The 15,310-nt window shown below is 55.2% G+C and carries 13 protein-coding genes; 12 read left to right on the forward strand and 1 reads right to left on the reverse strand.

Annotation, left to right across the window (positions count from 1 at the left end; translation table 11 throughout):
* Nucleotides 1–7: 7 nt before the first annotated feature.
* The 7 genes from metE (at nucleotide 8) to BHE81_RS23745 (ending at nucleotide 8,698) form a co-directional block, all read left to right on the forward strand.
* Nucleotides 8–2,269: a 5-methyltetrahydropteroyltriglutamate--homocysteine S-methyltransferase gene (gene metE / locus BHE81_RS23715; RefSeq protein WP_023302340.1), complete on the forward strand. Its 2,262-nt coding sequence runs from the start codon at nucleotides 8–10 to the stop codon at nucleotides 2,267–2,269.
* Nucleotides 2,270–2,771: 502 nt separating this feature from the next.
* Nucleotides 2,772–4,187: a PTS transporter subunit EIIC gene (locus BHE81_RS23720; RefSeq protein ID WP_023302341.1), complete on the forward strand. Its 1,416-nt coding sequence runs from the start codon at nucleotides 2,772–2,774 to the stop codon at nucleotides 4,185–4,187.
* A gap of 15 nt (nucleotides 4,188–4,202) precedes the next feature.
* Nucleotides 4,203–5,948 carry a sulfatase gene (locus tag BHE81_RS23725; protein WP_023302342.1) on the forward strand — a complete coding sequence of 582 codons (1,746 nt, stop codon included), beginning with the start codon at nucleotides 4,203–4,205 and terminating at the stop codon, nucleotides 5,946–5,948.
* A gap of 43 nt (nucleotides 5,949–5,991) precedes the next feature.
* Nucleotides 5,992–6,720 carry a GntR family transcriptional regulator gene (locus tag BHE81_RS23730; protein WP_016530524.1) on the forward strand — a complete coding sequence of 243 codons (729 nt, stop codon included), beginning with the start codon at nucleotides 5,992–5,994 and terminating at the stop codon, nucleotides 6,718–6,720.
* Entirely contained in the window at nucleotides 6,717–7,061 is a 345-nt protein-coding gene (locus BHE81_RS23735) for a YidH family protein (RefSeq protein ID WP_016530523.1), read from the forward strand. The genes BHE81_RS23730 and BHE81_RS23735 overlap by 4 nt, the downstream gene beginning before the upstream one ends.
* A complete protein-coding gene (locus BHE81_RS29165; protein ID WP_023302343.1) occupies nucleotides 7,058–7,405 on the forward strand; it encodes a DUF202 domain-containing protein in 348 nt (115 codons plus the stop codon). The genes BHE81_RS23735 and BHE81_RS29165 overlap by 4 nt, the downstream gene beginning before the upstream one ends.
* Nucleotides 7,406–8,698 carry an anaerobic sulfatase maturase gene (locus BHE81_RS23745; protein WP_023158827.1) on the forward strand — a complete coding sequence of 431 codons (1,293 nt, stop codon included), beginning with the start codon at nucleotides 7,406–7,408 and terminating at the stop codon, nucleotides 8,696–8,698.
* Nucleotides 8,699–8,733: 35 nt separating this feature from the next.
* Here the strand turns inward: BHE81_RS23745 and BHE81_RS23750 are convergent, their stop codons facing one another.
* Nucleotides 8,734–9,546, reverse strand: a complete 813-nt coding sequence (locus BHE81_RS23750) for a dienelactone hydrolase family protein (protein ID WP_002883417.1) — start codon at nucleotides 9,544–9,546, stop codon at nucleotides 8,734–8,736.
* Between the two features lie 272 nt (nucleotides 9,547–9,818).
* Between BHE81_RS23750 and udp the strand changes: the two genes are divergently transcribed.
* The 5 genes from udp (at nucleotide 9,819) to ubiB (ending at nucleotide 15,246) form a co-directional block, all read left to right on the forward strand.
* Nucleotides 9,819–10,580 (forward strand): uridine phosphorylase, encoded by a 762-nt coding sequence (gene udp, locus BHE81_RS23755; protein ID WP_002883419.1) that lies wholly within the window; start codon nucleotides 9,819–9,821, stop codon nucleotides 10,578–10,580.
* A gap of 135 nt (nucleotides 10,581–10,715) precedes the next feature.
* Nucleotides 10,716–12,164, forward strand: coding sequence for a DNA recombination protein RmuC (rmuC, locus tag BHE81_RS23760; RefSeq protein WP_002883420.1), 1,449 nt, complete (start codon nucleotides 10,716–10,718; stop codon nucleotides 12,162–12,164).
* A gap of 70 nt (nucleotides 12,165–12,234) precedes the next feature.
* On the forward strand, nucleotides 12,235–12,990 hold the full coding sequence (ubiE, locus tag BHE81_RS23765) for a bifunctional demethylmenaquinone methyltransferase/2-methoxy-6-polyprenyl-1,4-benzoquinol methylase UbiE (RefSeq protein WP_002883421.1): 756 nt from the start codon (nucleotides 12,235–12,237) through the stop codon (nucleotides 12,988–12,990).
* Between the two features lie 13 nt (nucleotides 12,991–13,003).
* Nucleotides 13,004–13,609 (forward strand): ubiquinone biosynthesis protein UbiJ, encoded by a 606-nt coding sequence (ubiJ, locus tag BHE81_RS23770; RefSeq protein ID WP_023302344.1) that lies wholly within the window; start codon nucleotides 13,004–13,006, stop codon nucleotides 13,607–13,609.
* Nucleotides 13,606–15,246: a ubiquinone biosynthesis regulatory protein kinase UbiB gene (gene ubiB / locus BHE81_RS23775; RefSeq protein ID WP_004177924.1), complete on the forward strand. Its 1,641-nt coding sequence runs from the start codon at nucleotides 13,606–13,608 to the stop codon at nucleotides 15,244–15,246. The genes ubiJ and ubiB overlap by 4 nt, the downstream gene beginning before the upstream one ends.
* Nucleotides 15,247–15,310: the final 64 nt, after the last annotated feature.

Consider the following 15,310-nt stretch of genomic DNA (forward strand, 5'->3'; position numbering starts at 1 on the left):
AACAAAAATGACAATTATTAACCACACCCTCGGTTTTCCTCGCGTTGGCCTGCGCCGCGAGCTGAAAAAAGCGCAAGAGAGCTACTGGGCGGGCAACGCCACTCGCGAGGAACTGCTGGCGGTAGGCCGTGAGCTGCGCGCCCGTCACTGGGAGCAGCAGAAACAGGCGGGCGTTGATCTGCTGCCGGTGGGGGATTTCGCCTGGTACGACCATGTTCTGACTACCAGCCTGCTGCTTGGCAACGTGCCGGCTCGTCATCAGAACAAAGACGGATCCATCGACATCGATACCCTGTTCCGCATTGGCCGCGGCCGCGCGCCGACTGGCGAACCGGCCGCCGCTGCGGAAATGACCAAATGGTTTAACACCAACTATCACTATATGGTGCCGGAGTTCGTGAAGGGCCAGCAGTTCAAACTGAGCTGGACCCAACTGCTGGATGAAGTAGACGAAGCGCTGGCGCTGGGCCACAAGATCAAGCCCGTGCTGCTGGGGCCGGTAACCTATCTGTGGCTGGGTAAAGTGAAAGGTGAACCGTTTGACCGCCTGACCCTGCTGAATGCCATCCTGCCGGTTTACCAGCAGGTGCTGGCCGAACTGGCGAAGCGCGGCATCGATTGGGTGCAGATTGATGAACCGGCGCTGGTGCTGGAGCTGCCGCCAGCGTGGCTGGAGGCCTTTCAACCGGCTTATGACGCCCTGCAGGGCCAGGTGAAGCTGCTGCTGACTACCTATTTTGAAGGCGTTAGCGACAATCTCGCGACCATTGCTGCGCTACCGGTCCAGGGGCTGCACGTCGATCTGGTGCACGGCAAAGATGATGTTGCCGAACTGCACAACCGCCTGCCGGCCGACTGGCTGCTGTCCGCGGGCTTGATCAATGGGCGTAACGTCTGGCGCGCCGATCTCACCGAAAAGTATGCGCAAATTAAAGACCTCGTCGGTAAGCGCGAGCTATGGGTCGCGTCATCCTGCTCTCTGCTGCATAGCCCGATCGATCTGAGCGTGGAGACGCGCCTTGATGCGGAAGTGAAGAGCTGGTTTGCCTTCGCGCTGCAGAAATGCGGTGAGCTGGCGCTGCTGCGCGATGCGCTGAACAGCGGCGATACAGCGGCGATTACCGAGTGGAGCGCGCCAATCCAGGCCCGTCGCCATTCGACCCGCGTGCACAACGCGGAGGTGGAAAAACGGCTGGCGGCGATCACTGCTCAGGACAGCCAGCGCGCCAGCCCCTATGAGGTTCGCGCGCAGGCACAGCGCCAGCGCTTTAACCTGCCGAAATGGCCGACCACCACCATCGGGTCATTCCCGCAAACGACCGAGATCCGCGGCCTGCGCCTGGACTTCAAAAAGGGTAACCTTGACGCCAGTCATTATCGGACGGGGATTGCGGAACATATTAAGCAGGCGATCGTCGAGCAGGAGCGGTTAGGTTTAGACGTACTGGTGCACGGGGAGGCCGAGCGGAACGACATGGTGGAATACTTCGGCGAACATCTGGACGGTTTTATCTTCACGCAAAACGGCTGGGTGCAGAGCTATGGTTCCCGCTGCGTGAAGCCGCCGGTGGTGATCGGCGACGTCAGCCGTCCGCAGGCGATCACCGTCGACTGGGCGAAGTACGCGCAGTCCCTGACCGACAAGCCGGTGAAAGGGATGCTCACTGGACCGGTGACCATTCTGTGCTGGTCCTTCCCGCGGGAAGATGTCAGCCGTGAAACCATCGCGAAACAGATTGCGCTGGCCCTGCGTGATGAAGTGGCGGATCTGGAGGCGGCGGGGATCGGCATTATCCAGATTGATGAGCCGGCGCTGCGCGAAGGGTTACCGCTGAAGCGCAGCGACTGGGATGCCTATCTGCAGTGGGGTGTGGAAGCCTTCCGCCTTAATGCTGCGGTCGCCAAAGACGACACGCAGATCCATACTCACATGTGCTATTGCGAGTTCAATGACATCATGGACTCCATTGCCGCGCTGGACGCTGACGTGATCACCATTGAAACCTCGCGGTCCGATATGGAGCTGCTGGAGTCGTTCGAAGCGTTCGAGTACCCCAATGAGATCGGGCCGGGAGTATATGATATTCACTCGCCAAACGTGCCGAGCGTGGAGTGGATCGAAGCGCTGCTGAAGAAAGCCGCGCAGCGTATCCCGGTGGAGCGACTGTGGGTTAACCCGGACTGCGGCCTGAAAACTCGCGGCTGGCCGGAAACCCGCGCCGCGCTGGCGAATATGGTGCAAGCGGCGCAGAACCTGCGCCAGGCATAGGCTAATAAAAACGCCAGCAGTGTCGCTGGCGTTTATTCGATTATTTCACAGAGTACGGCATGTGGCAGGATCTGAAGACATGATGGCCCGCCTGGGAGTCAGTGGTGCGCAATGCCGCAATTTTTCCGAAAATTATAAAATATTGTTCACGCTTTTTTTAATTGGCGCATCTTCATTTAATTATCTAACGAAATTACATAAATAGTACTTATTTTTCAGGAGCTTGGTGTATTTTTCTCGCTATGAGAAAGTTATTTTCTTATTCCCGCATCGTTTTTCTCACTCTCAATAATATTTCCCCCTGATTAAAGACAGACATTAACGGTACCACCGGCACGTCTGGTGGGCAGGAGGCGACGGCTCTTGCTCAAATATTCACGGGGCACCTTTTTTCCAAAATCCAATACGCCTTCGTTATGTTTTTATTTTTGAGGTTACTCACAAAAAGTATAATATTATATTGTTATAACAAATGGAGATAACAAAGAAAAGGAACCTCTGTATGAACTACAACATGGTGGGGGACGCCATCGTTAAGCACTGTGGCGGGCTCGCTAATTTTATTCATGTCACCAACTGTATGACCCGGGTAAGAATGACCATCGCCGATACATCCCTGGTGGATATGACTGCCTTGAAAGCGATCGAGGGGGTATTAGGCGTTGTCGAAGACGATACCCTGCAGGTGATCGTTGGTCCGGGGAAATCGACAAAAGTGGCTGGGGTTATTAATGCTCGTTTAAAGGGTCAGCCAGACAGCGGAGAGGCGTTAAGCGCCGTTGAGCAAAAAGCGAAAACAGCACGTGAAAAAGCCAAAAAACAGACCCGGACTAAAGTCATACTCAAACATATCGCCAATATTTTTGTTCCCATTCTGCCCGCGCTGATTGCAGCCGGGATTTTAATGGGACTGAACAATGTGATATTCAACTCGGCAGCGTCCTGGGCGTTAACCCATCATGTTGCTTCAGTGGGCGATCTTTCCCCGACTCAGGTGGTACTCGATCAGCGCCATCTTTTGGGTCTAAGCCAGTTTCTTGATATCGTCTCGAAAGCGCTATTTGGCTTTTTAGCCATCTATGCGGGGGTAACGTCGGCACGAGAGTTTGAAGGTAACCTGATTCTGGGTGGCCTGCTGGGCGCCATTACCATCATGCCGCAGGTGACGACCTTCGGACTGATCCCCGGGCAGGGTGGCCTTATCGGTGTGATCTTTGCCGTCTGGTTAATGTGCCTGCTGGAGAAACCAGTACGTCGATTTGTTCCTGATATTGTCGATGTTGTCGTCACGCCAACGCTGGTGCTGTTGGTCATGGCGGCAGCCCTCCTTTTTATTATTATGCCCGCGGCCGGTATTGTGTCTAACGGGATACTCAGCGGTCTGAACGGCCTACTGGAGCATGGCGGTATTGTCGCTGGCTTTGTGCTTTCGGCGCTGTTCCCCTTCCTGATATCGCTAGGTTTGCATCATGGTTTGTTCCCGATCCACCTCGAGATGATTAACGCCACTGGCCATGCCCCTCTGTTTGCTATTCAAATCATGTCTAATGCCGGGATGGTCGGCGCGGCGACAGCGGTTCTCTTGCTGACGCGCGATCCGGTGATGAAGAAGATTGCCAGGGGGGCGATCCCAACCTCCATTCTGGCGGTGGGTGAACCGACAATATTTGGCGTCAATATCCCCGCAGGATTTGCGTTTATTACCGGCTCTATTGGCGCCGGTTTCGGTGGGGTAATGGTGGTACTGCTTGGCGTATCCACAAACGGGGTCGGCGCGGCGGGGCTGTCAGCACTTCCGCTGATTGCTGATGGGAAATATCTTCAGTACATCCTGGCATGGCTGGTTGGCTGTGCAGCGGCTTTTGCTTTGACTTACATCGTCGGCAAAGTTCGCGGTTACGATAAAGAAACGGTGTGAAAAAAGGACTCATGCATGAAAGCAATTATGTTGATGTTTGATTCGCTTAACAAACGTCTGTTGTCAGCTTATGGAAGCGATCGCGCTATCACGCCGAATTTCCAGCGCTTAAAAGAACGCACGGTACGCTTTGATAATTTTTATGTTGGCAGTATGCCCTGTATGCCTGCCCGCAGAGAGTTACATACCGGGCGCTACAACTTTCTCCATCGGGGCTGGTCGCCGCTGGAACCGTTTGATGATTCCGTGCCGGAAATACTGAAGAAAAACGGGATTCACACCCACCTGGTGACCGATCATAAGCACTATTGGCGGGATGGCGGAGCAACCTACCACTCTCGCTACAGTACCTATGAGTTTATTCGCGGGCAGGAAGGGGATGCCTGGAAAGGTGTCGTTGATAAACCTGAATATCGCTACGAGTCAGGGGAACCTGAGGAGATCAAGCAGCGCCGTATCACCAGCCGGGTCCAGCATCAGATTAACGTACAGTTTATGCAGAATGAGGAGGATCACCATCTGGCGCGGACAATCAATAAAGGTCTGGAGTTTATTGATACCAACCATGCCAGCGATAACTGGTTCCTGCAGTTAGAGTGTTTTGATCCTCACGAGCCCTTCTTCGTACCGGAAAAATATCTGCGGATGTACGGGATTGATGATCCCTCACAGTTCGACGGGTGGCCACCTTACTATTTCGTGACGGAAAGCCCGGAGCGGAAAAGCGTCATCCAGAAATACTATATGGCCCTGCTGACGATGGTGGACGCCTACGTGGGTAAAGTGCTGGACTATATGGATCATTACGATCTATGGCAGGACACGATGCTTATCGTCAATACGGATCATGGGTTCCTGCTTGGCGAGCATGAATGGTGGGGGAAAAACATCATGCCACTGTATAACGAAGTGGCCAATATACCTTGCTTTATCTGGCATCCACAGCATGGTTGTGCGGGAGAGTCACGGCAGGCGCTGGCGCAGACGATTGATATACCGGCGACGCTGCTTGATAGCTTTGGGCTGCCCAAACCGCAAGATATGCAGGGGGTATCTTTACTGCCGGTACTGCGTGATGACACGCCGGTCCGAAATTACGCGCTGTTTGGCTATCATGGCTGCCACATCAATATTACCGATGGCCGCTACGTCTATATGCGCGCCCCAGTCACTCAAGGTGTGAGCGGTTTGTACGAATATACCTTGATGCCTACTCGTATTAATCGACGCTTTACGCCGAGCGAATTACAGGGCATGACGCTGCATCCCCCATTCGGTTTTACCAAGGGATGCAAGGTACTGAAGATCCCTGCGGAGTCTGTAATGACGCGCGGGGCAGATCGATTTGGTCATCGTCTTTACGACCTGCACGACGATCCGCTGCAGCAAACGCAAAGCCGTGATACTGCCGCAGCAGAACGTCTCTGCAGCAGCATGAAAGCGATGATGGCGCAGAGCGACGCGCCATCGGAGCTGTACCCACGCTATGGCCTGGAGGATGCTGGAGGGCCATTGTTAGGGTTGGATCCGCATCTGTTGCCTGAACTGGCCGCCTTTGCGCCAGTTGTCCGCTACGGTCTCTTTGCGCTATTGCAACATCTGGAAGGGAGTGGCCAGACAGAACTGATGGCGCAGCTCCAGTCCACCAGCCAGCCAGGCTGGACGACAGAAAATTTGTGGGCCTTCGTCCAGAACGAGGTTCCGCAGGAGCAGCATCAAAGCGTGTACTATAAAATGGCGTTAGAAATGAGGCTTGATTAAGCCGTATCCCCGGCTCAGGCCGGGGAAAAGGAGTAGGGGAACAATGAAAGAAGAACTGGATTATTCGCCAGGAGCCAAACCGCTCTATGCTCAGTTGCACGATATTTTGCTGGGAAAACTGAAAGCCGGAGAATACAAAAAGAACGATGTGCTGCCCACTGAGGCTGAGTTTGAAGAGATCTTTGGCGTCAGCCGTATCACTGCCCGTCGTGCGCTCGCCGAGCTGGCCGCCAAAGGGTTGGTAAAACGACAGGCCGGCATTGGCACCATGGTGATCAGCACTTCAGAGAAGCAGGAGGTGAAGGCCCGGATACGGCTGGTTGATGGGCAACAGCAGCATCCCATTGAACGTAACAATCTCAAGCTGGAGCAACTTGTGCCGCCAGGGGGAGTTGCTCAGGCGTTTGAACTTAATGACGATAAGACACCGCTGTGGTTGTTAACCCGCACCATCTACCGACAAAACGAGCAGCCTGCGCAAGTGAACTACATCTGGCTAACGACGCGTCTGCAACATCTTACGCTTGATGCACTGAAGAATGGCCTTTACAGCATGCTGGAAAATAATAATGAAAATATTGAAAGTTTCCAGGATGTTATTACCGCCGAGATGCCCACGGAAGACGATTGTCGCATCTTGCATATTGATACTCGTGAGCCGCTGTTGGTGAAAACCCGAAAGGGTTACAACGATCGTGGGGAATTGGTGGAATTCAGCATCGCGAAGCATATTGCAAGTTGCTATCAATATATTGTTGAGAATAGTCGATGAGCTGGCTGACACAGGGAAAGGATCCCGACTATCGTTTCTCTCTTGCGAATGAACGTACGTTTCTGGCATGGATCCGCACCGCGCTGGCCTTTATGGCTGCCGCGATAGGCATCGATCAGCTCGCGGAAAATCTGGCGCCCTCAATGGTTAAGGAATTACTGGTGTGCGCGTTGGGCATCACGGCGGCGATTCTCGCGTGGTACGCCTATCTTCGCTGGTCCGGGAATGAACGCGCCATGCGCGATGACGCGGCGCTGACCTACCCTCGTCTATTGATTTGGTTAAGTGCAGGTTTAGCGGCGGTGATGATGATGACATTGGGAGTGATGCTTCTGCTATGACGTTGTCTCTCCGCACACGTGATCCTGGCCTGCAACCGGAGCGTACCGCGCTTGCCTGGCAGCGGACTCTGTTTTCGGTTTTTGTTCTGGCACTAGCCTCGACGCGTTTTGGTTTCGCCCGCGGCGACCTGGTTTCCGGGGGGATTGCCGGTATCGCTCTCGGGCTAACCGTTATACTGGCGATCGTCGTGCGAAATCAGCAGCGTCAGGTTGGCGGAAACACAGCATTAACGACATTTGCTTCCATCATGATAAAACGCTTGTTGAGTGTCGTACTCGGCTTAGAAGCTATTTCGTTGGTGCTATCCGCGGTCTTGAGCCTGTTAAGGGAAGGAGTCGTTTAGATGGAATTAGCGGGTTGCCAGGTGATGGCGAAACCGACGGGATCGGTGTGTAATATCGATTGTACCTACTGTTTTTATCTGGAAAAAGAAGCACTGTATCCGGAACGAAACAAAAACTGGCGGATGTCGGATGAGACACTGGAGTGTTACATTCGCCAGCATATTGAGGCCCAGATGGGAGAGACGGTGACCTTCGCCTGGCAGGGGGGCGAACCGACTATGATGGGGTTGCCATTTTTTCGCCGGGTGGTTGCACTAAGTAACCAATATGCCAGGGGCAAGAAGATAGAACACGCGCTGCAAACCAACGGTATGCTCGTTGATGAAGAGTGGGCACGTTTCTTTGCCGAGGAGCATTTTCTGGTTGGCATCTCCATTGATGGGCCAGCACATCTCCATAATCAGTACCGTGTTAATCGTGCCGGTAAAGGTACTCACGATAAAGTGATGGCGGCGATTGCACTTCTCAAAAAGCATCGCGTTGAGTTCAATACGTTGACCGTAGTGGGTAAACATAATGTGGGGCACCCGCGGGAAGTCTATGATTTCTTGCTTGCCACGGGTTCACGTCATATTCAGTTTATCCCCCTGGTTGAACGCGTCAGTAGCGACGAATCATCACTCCTGCAGCTGGTTATGCCGGGAGAAAGCGCCGCCAGGCTTGCTTCCTGGACCGTGCCATCATGGCAGTTTGGCGATTTCCTGAATCAGATATTCGATATCTGGATCCGGCGCGATGTCGAGCGCGTTATTGTGCAGATGTTTGAGGTCGCTCTGGCGGCGTGGATGGGCCAGCCCCCGGTTTTGTGTGTTCATTCGCCAACGTGCGGCCACGCTTTTGCCCTGGAGTCGAATGGCGATCTCTACAACTGCGACCACTATGTTTATCCCGAGCATAAGCTGGGTAACATTCATCATTCGGACATTAAGACGCTCAATAACAGCGAACAGGCGATAGCCTTTGGTCAGGCGAAAAGGGAGACGCTAACGGCGGAGTGCCGAAGCTGCGAATTTCGCTTTGTTTGCCACGGTGGCTGTCCCAAACATCGTTTTGCGGTTTCGCCGAGCGGCCATCCAGGGCACAACTATCTGTGTGCCGGTTATAAACACTTTTTCCAGCACATCACGCGGTATATGAATGTCTGTCAGCAGTTGCTGGAAGCAGGGTATCCGCTGGCGGCAATAATGCCATGGCTTGCTGACGAGGAGCGAAAGCCGTCGAAGACGCGTTCTCGAAACGAACCATGCCCCTGCGGCAGCGGTAAAAAATATAAAAAGTGCTGCGGCGGATAAAGAGAAAACGCCGTCGGTATGACGGCGTTTATGGATTACCCTTTTTTACCGCCATACTGAGCAAACCAGGCGAGCATCCGCTGCCAGCCGTCTTTGGCTGACTCTTCATGATAGCTGGCGCGATAGTCGGCGTTAAAGGCATGATCGGCTTCGGGATAGACCACGATTTCCGCCGTGGCGTTGGCTGCCCGCAGCGCCTGACGCATAGTCTCGACGGTGTCCTGCGGAATGCTGGCGTCTTTAGCGCCGTACAGACCAAGCACCGGGGCGTTGAGATCGACGGCGATATCTACCGGGTGCTTCGGCGAATTCAGTGATTTTTCTCCCACCAGCTTACCGTACCAGGCCACCGCCGCTTTAAGCTGCGGGTTATGCGCGGCATACAGCCAGGTAATGCGTCCGCCCCAGCAGAAGCCGGTGATCAGCAGACGATGGGCATCGCCGCCGTGGCGCGCCGCCCAGCTGGCGACGTGGTCGAGATCCGCCAGCACCTGCGCGTCCGGCACCTTGCTGACCAGCTCTTTGAACAGGGTCGGGATATCGTGGTACTCATTCGGATCGCCCTGACGGAAGTACAATTCAGGCGCGATAGCCAGATAGCCTTCCTGTGCCAGGCGGCGACAAAGATCGCGAATATGTTCATGCACGCCGAAAATTTCCTGTACCACGATAACGATCGGCAGCGGACCGTCGGCATTTTTCGGGCGGGCGTGGTAGGCCGGCATGTTTTCACCCTGAGAGGGAATCGACGTCTCTCCGGCGATAATATGCTCTTCCGGCGTATGAACGGCGGTTGCGGCGTGTGGTGAAGCTGCAGGTGCGAATCCAGGTTGCTTGGTGGTGGTCATGGTATTCTCCGTACCCTTATTTATTAGCGCATCAGTAACTATAGACCCTTTACCTTTAGTTCGGGCGGTAATAAAGCACAGTGCCTGAAAGCGGCTATCTTTTGTTCTGTGATGATGAATATAACTTGTTAATGTGATGTGTATCACTATTTACTGAAAAACAACTGCAATCATTATTGGTCTTGGTGACTATCATCACAAAATGTTGCCAGGGGCTTCTGTACAGTACCGTTTTGCTTCTGCTGATAATTCGACCCACAGAGGAGTTTTTTATGTCCAAGTCTGATGTTTTTCATCTCGGCCTCACCAAGAACGATTTACAAGGGGCTACGCTGGCTATCGTCCCTGGCGATCCGGAGCGTGTGGAAAAGATCGCCGCGCTGATGGATAAGCCGGTTAAACTGGCATCTCACCGCGAATTTACCTCCTGGCGCGCGGAGCTGGACGGCAAACCAGTGATCGTCTGCTCTACTGGCATCGGCGGCCCGTCGACTTCCATCGCCGTGGAAGAGCTGGCGCAGCTGGGGGTGCGTACCTTCCTGCGTATCGGCACCACCGGCGCGATTCAGCCACATATCAATGTTGGCGATGTGCTGGTGACTACCGCCTCCGTTCGTCTGGACGGCGCCAGCCTGCACTTCGCGCCGATGGAATTCCCGGCCGTCGCAGACTTCGCCTGCACCACCGCGCTGGTGGAAGCGGCGAAATCAATCGGCGCCACCACCCATATCGGCGTAACCGCTTCCTCGGATACCTTCTACCCGGGCCAGGAGCGTTACGACACCTTCTCCGGCCGCGTCGTGAGCCGCTTCAAGGGCTCAATGGAAGAGTGGCAGGCAATGGGCGTGATGAACTATGAAATGGAATCCGCCACGCTGCTGACCATGTGCGCCAGCCAGGGCCTGCGCGCCGGGATGGTAGCCGGGGTTATCGTGAACCGTACCCAGCAAGAGATCCCTAACGCCGAAACCATGAAGCAAACCGAAAGCCACGCGGTGAAAATCGTCGTGGAAGCGGCGCGTCGTCTGCTGTAATTCAACTCTTTCCCTGTCAGGCCGGATCCTCCGGCCTTTCTTTTTTGCGTCGCCTCTCGCAGGAAATTCCTTTTAAACTGGACGTTTGTACAGCACAATTCTATTTTGTGTCATCAGGTTATCGCAGGGGGCGTCGTGGATCTCTCCATTATTATCAGCGCGGTTATCGCACTGGCAGCCGGGTTAATGGTCGGCTGGCTGGCGACCAAAGCGCGTGCCGATCAAATTCGGGCCGATCTCATCGAGGAACGGCGAGAGTTGGATATTGAGCTGAGCGCCGCCCGCCAGCAACTGGCGCAGGAGGCCCACTGGCGTGAGGAGTGTGAGCTGCTGAACAACGAGCTGCGCAGCCTACGGGATATCAATACCTCGCTCGAGGCCGATCTCCGTGAGGTCACCACCCGGCTCGAATCCACCCAGCTGCATGCGGAAGATAAGATCCGCCAGATGATGAACAGCGAGCAGCGCCTTAGCGAGCAGTTTGAAAACCTCGCCAACCGTATTTTCGAACACAGCAACCGGCGGGTCGATGAGCAAAACCGCCAGAGCCTGCATGGCCTGCTGACGCCGCTACGCGAACAGCTGGACGGGTTCCGCCGCCAGGTGCAGGAGAGCTTTGGCCAGGAGGCGCGTGAAAGACATACCCTGGCGCATGAGATCCGCAATCTGCAGCAGTTGAACGCGCAGATGGCACAGGAGGCGCTGAACCTGACCAAAGCGCTGAAGGGGGATAACAAAACTCAGGGCAACTGGGGGGAAGTGGTCTTAACCCGCGTGCTGGAGGCCTCCGGCCTGCGCGAAGGCTATGAGTACCAGACTCAGGTCAGTATTGAGACCGACAACCGCTCGCGGATGCAGCCGGACGTTATCGTGCGCCTGCCGCAGGGTAAGGACGTGGTGATCGACGCCAAAATGACCCTGGTCGCCTATGAGCGCTATTTCAACGCCGAAGACGACTACACCCGCGAAGTCGCGCTGCAGGAACACCTTGCCTCGGTGCGAAACCATATTCGCCTGCTGGGACGCAAGGATTATCAACAGCTGCCTGGCCTGCGCTCGCTCGACTATGTGCTGATGTTTATTCCCGTTGAGCCGGCGTTCCTGCTGGCCATCGATCGCCAGCCTGAGCTCATCAGCGAGGCGCTGCAAAATAATATTATGCTGGTTAGCCCGACGACGCTGCTGGTAGCCCTGCGCACTATCGCCAATCTGTGGCGCTATGAGCACCAGAGTCGTAACGCGCAAAAGATTGCCGAGCGGGCGGGGCGCCTTTACGACAAAATGCGCCTGTTTGTGGATGATATGTCCGCCATCGGCCAGAGCCTGGATAAGGCGCAAGAGAGCTATCGCCAGGCGATGAAAAAGCTCGCTTCCGGGCGTGGTAATCTGCTGGCCCAGGCGGAGGCCTTTCGCGGCCTGGGCGTGGAGGTCAAGCGCGGGATTAATCCTGATTTAGTCGAACAAGCTACGGCTCAGGACGAGCAATATCGTCTCGAAGATGAGGATAACCTGCCGGAAAATGACGCATTTTCACCCGACTCTGCCGAGACGGTGCGTAGCCGGGAGGCGGCTCCGCCACGCTGAAACGTATGGGAAATGCGCTGAGTCTGATACACTCAGTGAACATTTTCTTGAAAAGCAAGCAGGCATAGAGATGGTTGAGGATTCACAAGAAACGACGCACTTTGGCTTTCAGACGGTCGCTAAAGAGCAGAAAGCAGATATGGTGGCGCATGTATTCCATTCTGTCGCCGCAAAATATGATGTGATGAACGACCTGATGTCGTTTGGGATCCATCGTTTGTGGAAGCGTTTCACCATCGACTGCAGCGGCGTACGTCGCGGGCAGACCGTGCTGGATTTGGCTGGTGGTACCGGTGATTTGACTGCCAAGTTCTCCCGCCTGGTAGGGGAAACCGGCCGCGTCATGCTTGCTGATATCAATGATTCTATGCTCAAAATGGGCCGCGAAAAGCTGCGCAATATCGGCATCGTAGGCAACGTTGAGTATGTTCAGGCCAACGCGGAAGCCCTGCCTTTTGCTGATAATACCTTTGACTGCATCACCATCTCTTTCGGTCTGCGTAACGTGACCGACAAAGAGAAAGCGCTGCGTTCGATGTATCGCGTGCTGAAGCCGGGCGGACGTCTGCTGGTGCTGGAGTTTTCTAAACCCATTATCGAACCGCTGAGCAAAGCCTACGACGCTTACTCCTTCCATATCCTGCCGAAGGTGGGCGAGCTGGTGGCAAAAGATGGCGACAGCTATCGCTACCTGGCGGAATCTATTCGTATGCATCCGGACCAGGAAACCCTGAAAGGGATGATGCAGGATGCGGGCTTCGAAAACGTGGATTACTACAACCTGACGGCGGGTATCGTTGCTTTGCATCGCGGTTACAAGTTCTGACAGGAGGGACGCTATGCCTTTCACACCCCTGGTTACCGCTGGCATTGAAACGGCGCTGAATACTTTCCTCTGGCGCGACAAAGCGCTTAAACCCGCTCGCCAGCGCCTGCTGGGCAAGGTATTGCGGGTCCAGCTGCAGGATTTCGCCACGCCCGTGGTGCTGGTATTCAGCGAACGCCAGGTTGACGTCCTGAGCTCCTGGGACGGAGAGGCCGATTGCACCGTGATTACCCGGCTCAGCGTGCTGCCAAAACTGCGCAATCGTCAGCAGCTCACGGCGCTTATTCGCAGCGGTGATCTGGAAGTGCAGGGCGATCTGCAGGTGGTGCAGAATATGGTCTCCCTATGCGACCTGGCAGAGTTTGATCCCGCTGAACTGCTGGCGCCCTATACCGGCGATATTGTGGCCGAAGGCGTCGGTAAAGTCCTGCGCGGCGGCGCTCAGTTTCTGCTGAAGGGCGCAGAGCGCCAGCAGCGCTATGTCGCGGAAGCGATCACTGAAGAGTGGCGCCTGGCGCCGGGGCCGCTGGAGCTGGCCTGGTTTGCTGAAGAGACAACGGCTATTGAGCGCGCGCTGGCCGCACTGGAAAAACGGCTGGAAACGCTGGAGGGCAAATGACGCCAGGAGAATTACGGCGCCTGTATTTCATCATCCACACCTTTTTGAGCTACGGGCTCGATGAGCTCATCCCCAAAATGCGCATCACGCTGCCGCTGCGTATCTGGCGGCGGATGCTGTTCTGGATGCCAAACCGCCATCAGGATCAGCCTCTTGGCGCCCGCCTTCGGCTGGCGCTCCAGGAGCTGGGGCCGGTGTGGATAAAATTCGGCCAGATGCTTTCCACCCGCCGGGATCTCTTTCCGCCGCATATTGCCGATCAGCTGGCGCTGTTGCAGGACCGCGTGGCGCCCTTTGAAGGGAAGCTCGCGCAGCAGCAGATAGAGAAAGCGATGGGGGGGCTGCCGGTCGAGACCTGGTTTGATGATTTCTCCGTTGAGCCGTTAGCCTCGGCGTCCATCGCCCAGGTGCATACCGCGCGTCTGAAAGAGAATGGCAAAGAGGTGGTGATCAAGGTTATCCGCCCGGATATTTTGCCGATCATTAAAGCGGACATGAAGCTCATCTACCGCCTGGCGCGCTGGGTACCGCGTCTGCTGCCTGACGGTCGTCGTCTGCGCCCGCAGGAGGTAGTTCGTGAATATGAAAAAACGCTGCTGGATGAGCTGAACCTGCTGCGGGAATCCGCCAACGCTATTCAGCTGCGGCGTAATTTCGAAGACAGCCCGATGCTGTACGTGCCGGAGGTGTACCCCGACTACTGCAGCGAAAGCATGATGGTAATGGAGCGCATTTACGGTATCCCGGTGTCCGATGTGGAGGCGCTGGAGGCCCAGGGCACCAATATGCAGCTGCTGGCGGAGCGGGGCGTGCAGGTCTTCTTCACCCAGGTGTTCCGCGACAGCTTCTTCCATGCCGATATGCATCCTGGCAACATATTCGTCAGCTACGAGCATCCGGAAGATCCGCAGTATATCGGCATCGACTGCGGTATTGTCGGCTCACTGAACAAAGAAGATAAGCGCTATCTGGCGGAAAACTTTATCGCCTTTTTCAACCGCGATTATCGTAAAGTTGCCGAGCTGCACGTCGATTCCGGTTGGGTTCCGCCCGATACCAACGTTGAAGAGTTTGAGTTCGCGATCCGCACGGTCTGCGAGCCGATCTTTGAGAAGCCGCTGGCGGAGATCTCCTTCGGCCACGTGCTGCTTAATCTGTTCAATACCGCGCGGCGTTTCAATATGGAAGTCCAGCCGCAGCTCGTTTTACTACAGAAGACATTACTTTACGTAGAAGGGGTAGGCCGGCAGCTCTATCCTCAGTTAGACTTGTGGAAAACGGCGAAGCCTTTCCTCGAGTCGTGGATCAAAGATCAGGTCGGCATTCCGGCGCTGGTGCGCGCGTTTAAAGACAAAGCGCCGTTCTGGATCGAAAGAATGCCGGAAATACCTGAGCTGGTGTATCAGAGCCTGCAGCAGAGCAAACAGCTGCAGACCAGCGTCGATACTATTGTGCGGGATATGCATGTGCGTCATGTGCGCCAGGGCCAATCCCGTTACCTGTTTGGTATAGGCGCGGTTTTATTGCTCAGTGGTACGCTGCTCTTTATCCATCGCCCTGAGTGGGGAATGATGCCCGGTTGGCTGATGGCCGGCGGTGTGGTGACCTGGCTTATTGGCTGGCGGAAAACCCACTGATCGGTTCGCCTCTTCATGACGCAGGCTTATTTGCGCAAAATCATGTCGGCGGCCTGACGAAGAG

The sequence above is a fragment of the Klebsiella sp. AqSCr genome, from assembly GCF_008452795.1.
Taxonomy (GTDB): domain Bacteria; phylum Pseudomonadota; class Gammaproteobacteria; order Enterobacterales; family Enterobacteriaceae; genus Klebsiella; species Klebsiella pneumoniae.

Bases quoted from the DNA above. Each gene is read 5' to 3' on its own strand.
- ubiB (WP_004177924.1), top strand. From the start codon at position 13,606: ATGACGCCAGGAGAATTACGGCGCCTGTATTTCATCATCCACACCTTT.
- BHE81_RS23750 (WP_002883417.1), bottom strand. From the start codon at position 9,546: ATGACCACCACCAAGCAACCTGGATTCGCACCTGCAGCTTCACCACAC.
- BHE81_RS23720 (WP_023302341.1), top strand. From the start codon at position 2,772: ATGAACTACAACATGGTGGGGGACGCCATCGTTAAGCACTGTGGCGGG.
- metE (WP_023302340.1), top strand. From the start codon at position 8: ATGACAATTATTAACCACACCCTCGGTTTTCCTCGCGTTGGCCTGCGC.
- BHE81_RS23745 (WP_023158827.1), top strand. From the start codon at position 7,406: ATGGAATTAGCGGGTTGCCAGGTGATGGCGAAACCGACGGGATCGGTG.
- BHE81_RS29165 (WP_023302343.1), top strand. From the start codon at position 7,058: ATGACGTTGTCTCTCCGCACACGTGATCCTGGCCTGCAACCGGAGCGT.
- BHE81_RS23730 (WP_016530524.1), top strand. From the start codon at position 5,992: ATGAAAGAAGAACTGGATTATTCGCCAGGAGCCAAACCGCTCTATGCT.
- BHE81_RS23725 (WP_023302342.1), top strand. From the start codon at position 4,203: ATGAAAGCAATTATGTTGATGTTTGATTCGCTTAACAAACGTCTGTTG.
- BHE81_RS23735 (WP_016530523.1), top strand. From the start codon at position 6,717: ATGAGCTGGCTGACACAGGGAAAGGATCCCGACTATCGTTTCTCTCTT.
- ubiE (WP_002883421.1), top strand. From the start codon at position 12,235: ATGGTTGAGGATTCACAAGAAACGACGCACTTTGGCTTTCAGACGGTC.
- ubiJ (WP_023302344.1), top strand. From the start codon at position 13,004: ATGCCTTTCACACCCCTGGTTACCGCTGGCATTGAAACGGCGCTGAAT.
- udp (WP_002883419.1), top strand. From the start codon at position 9,819: ATGTCCAAGTCTGATGTTTTTCATCTCGGCCTCACCAAGAACGATTTA.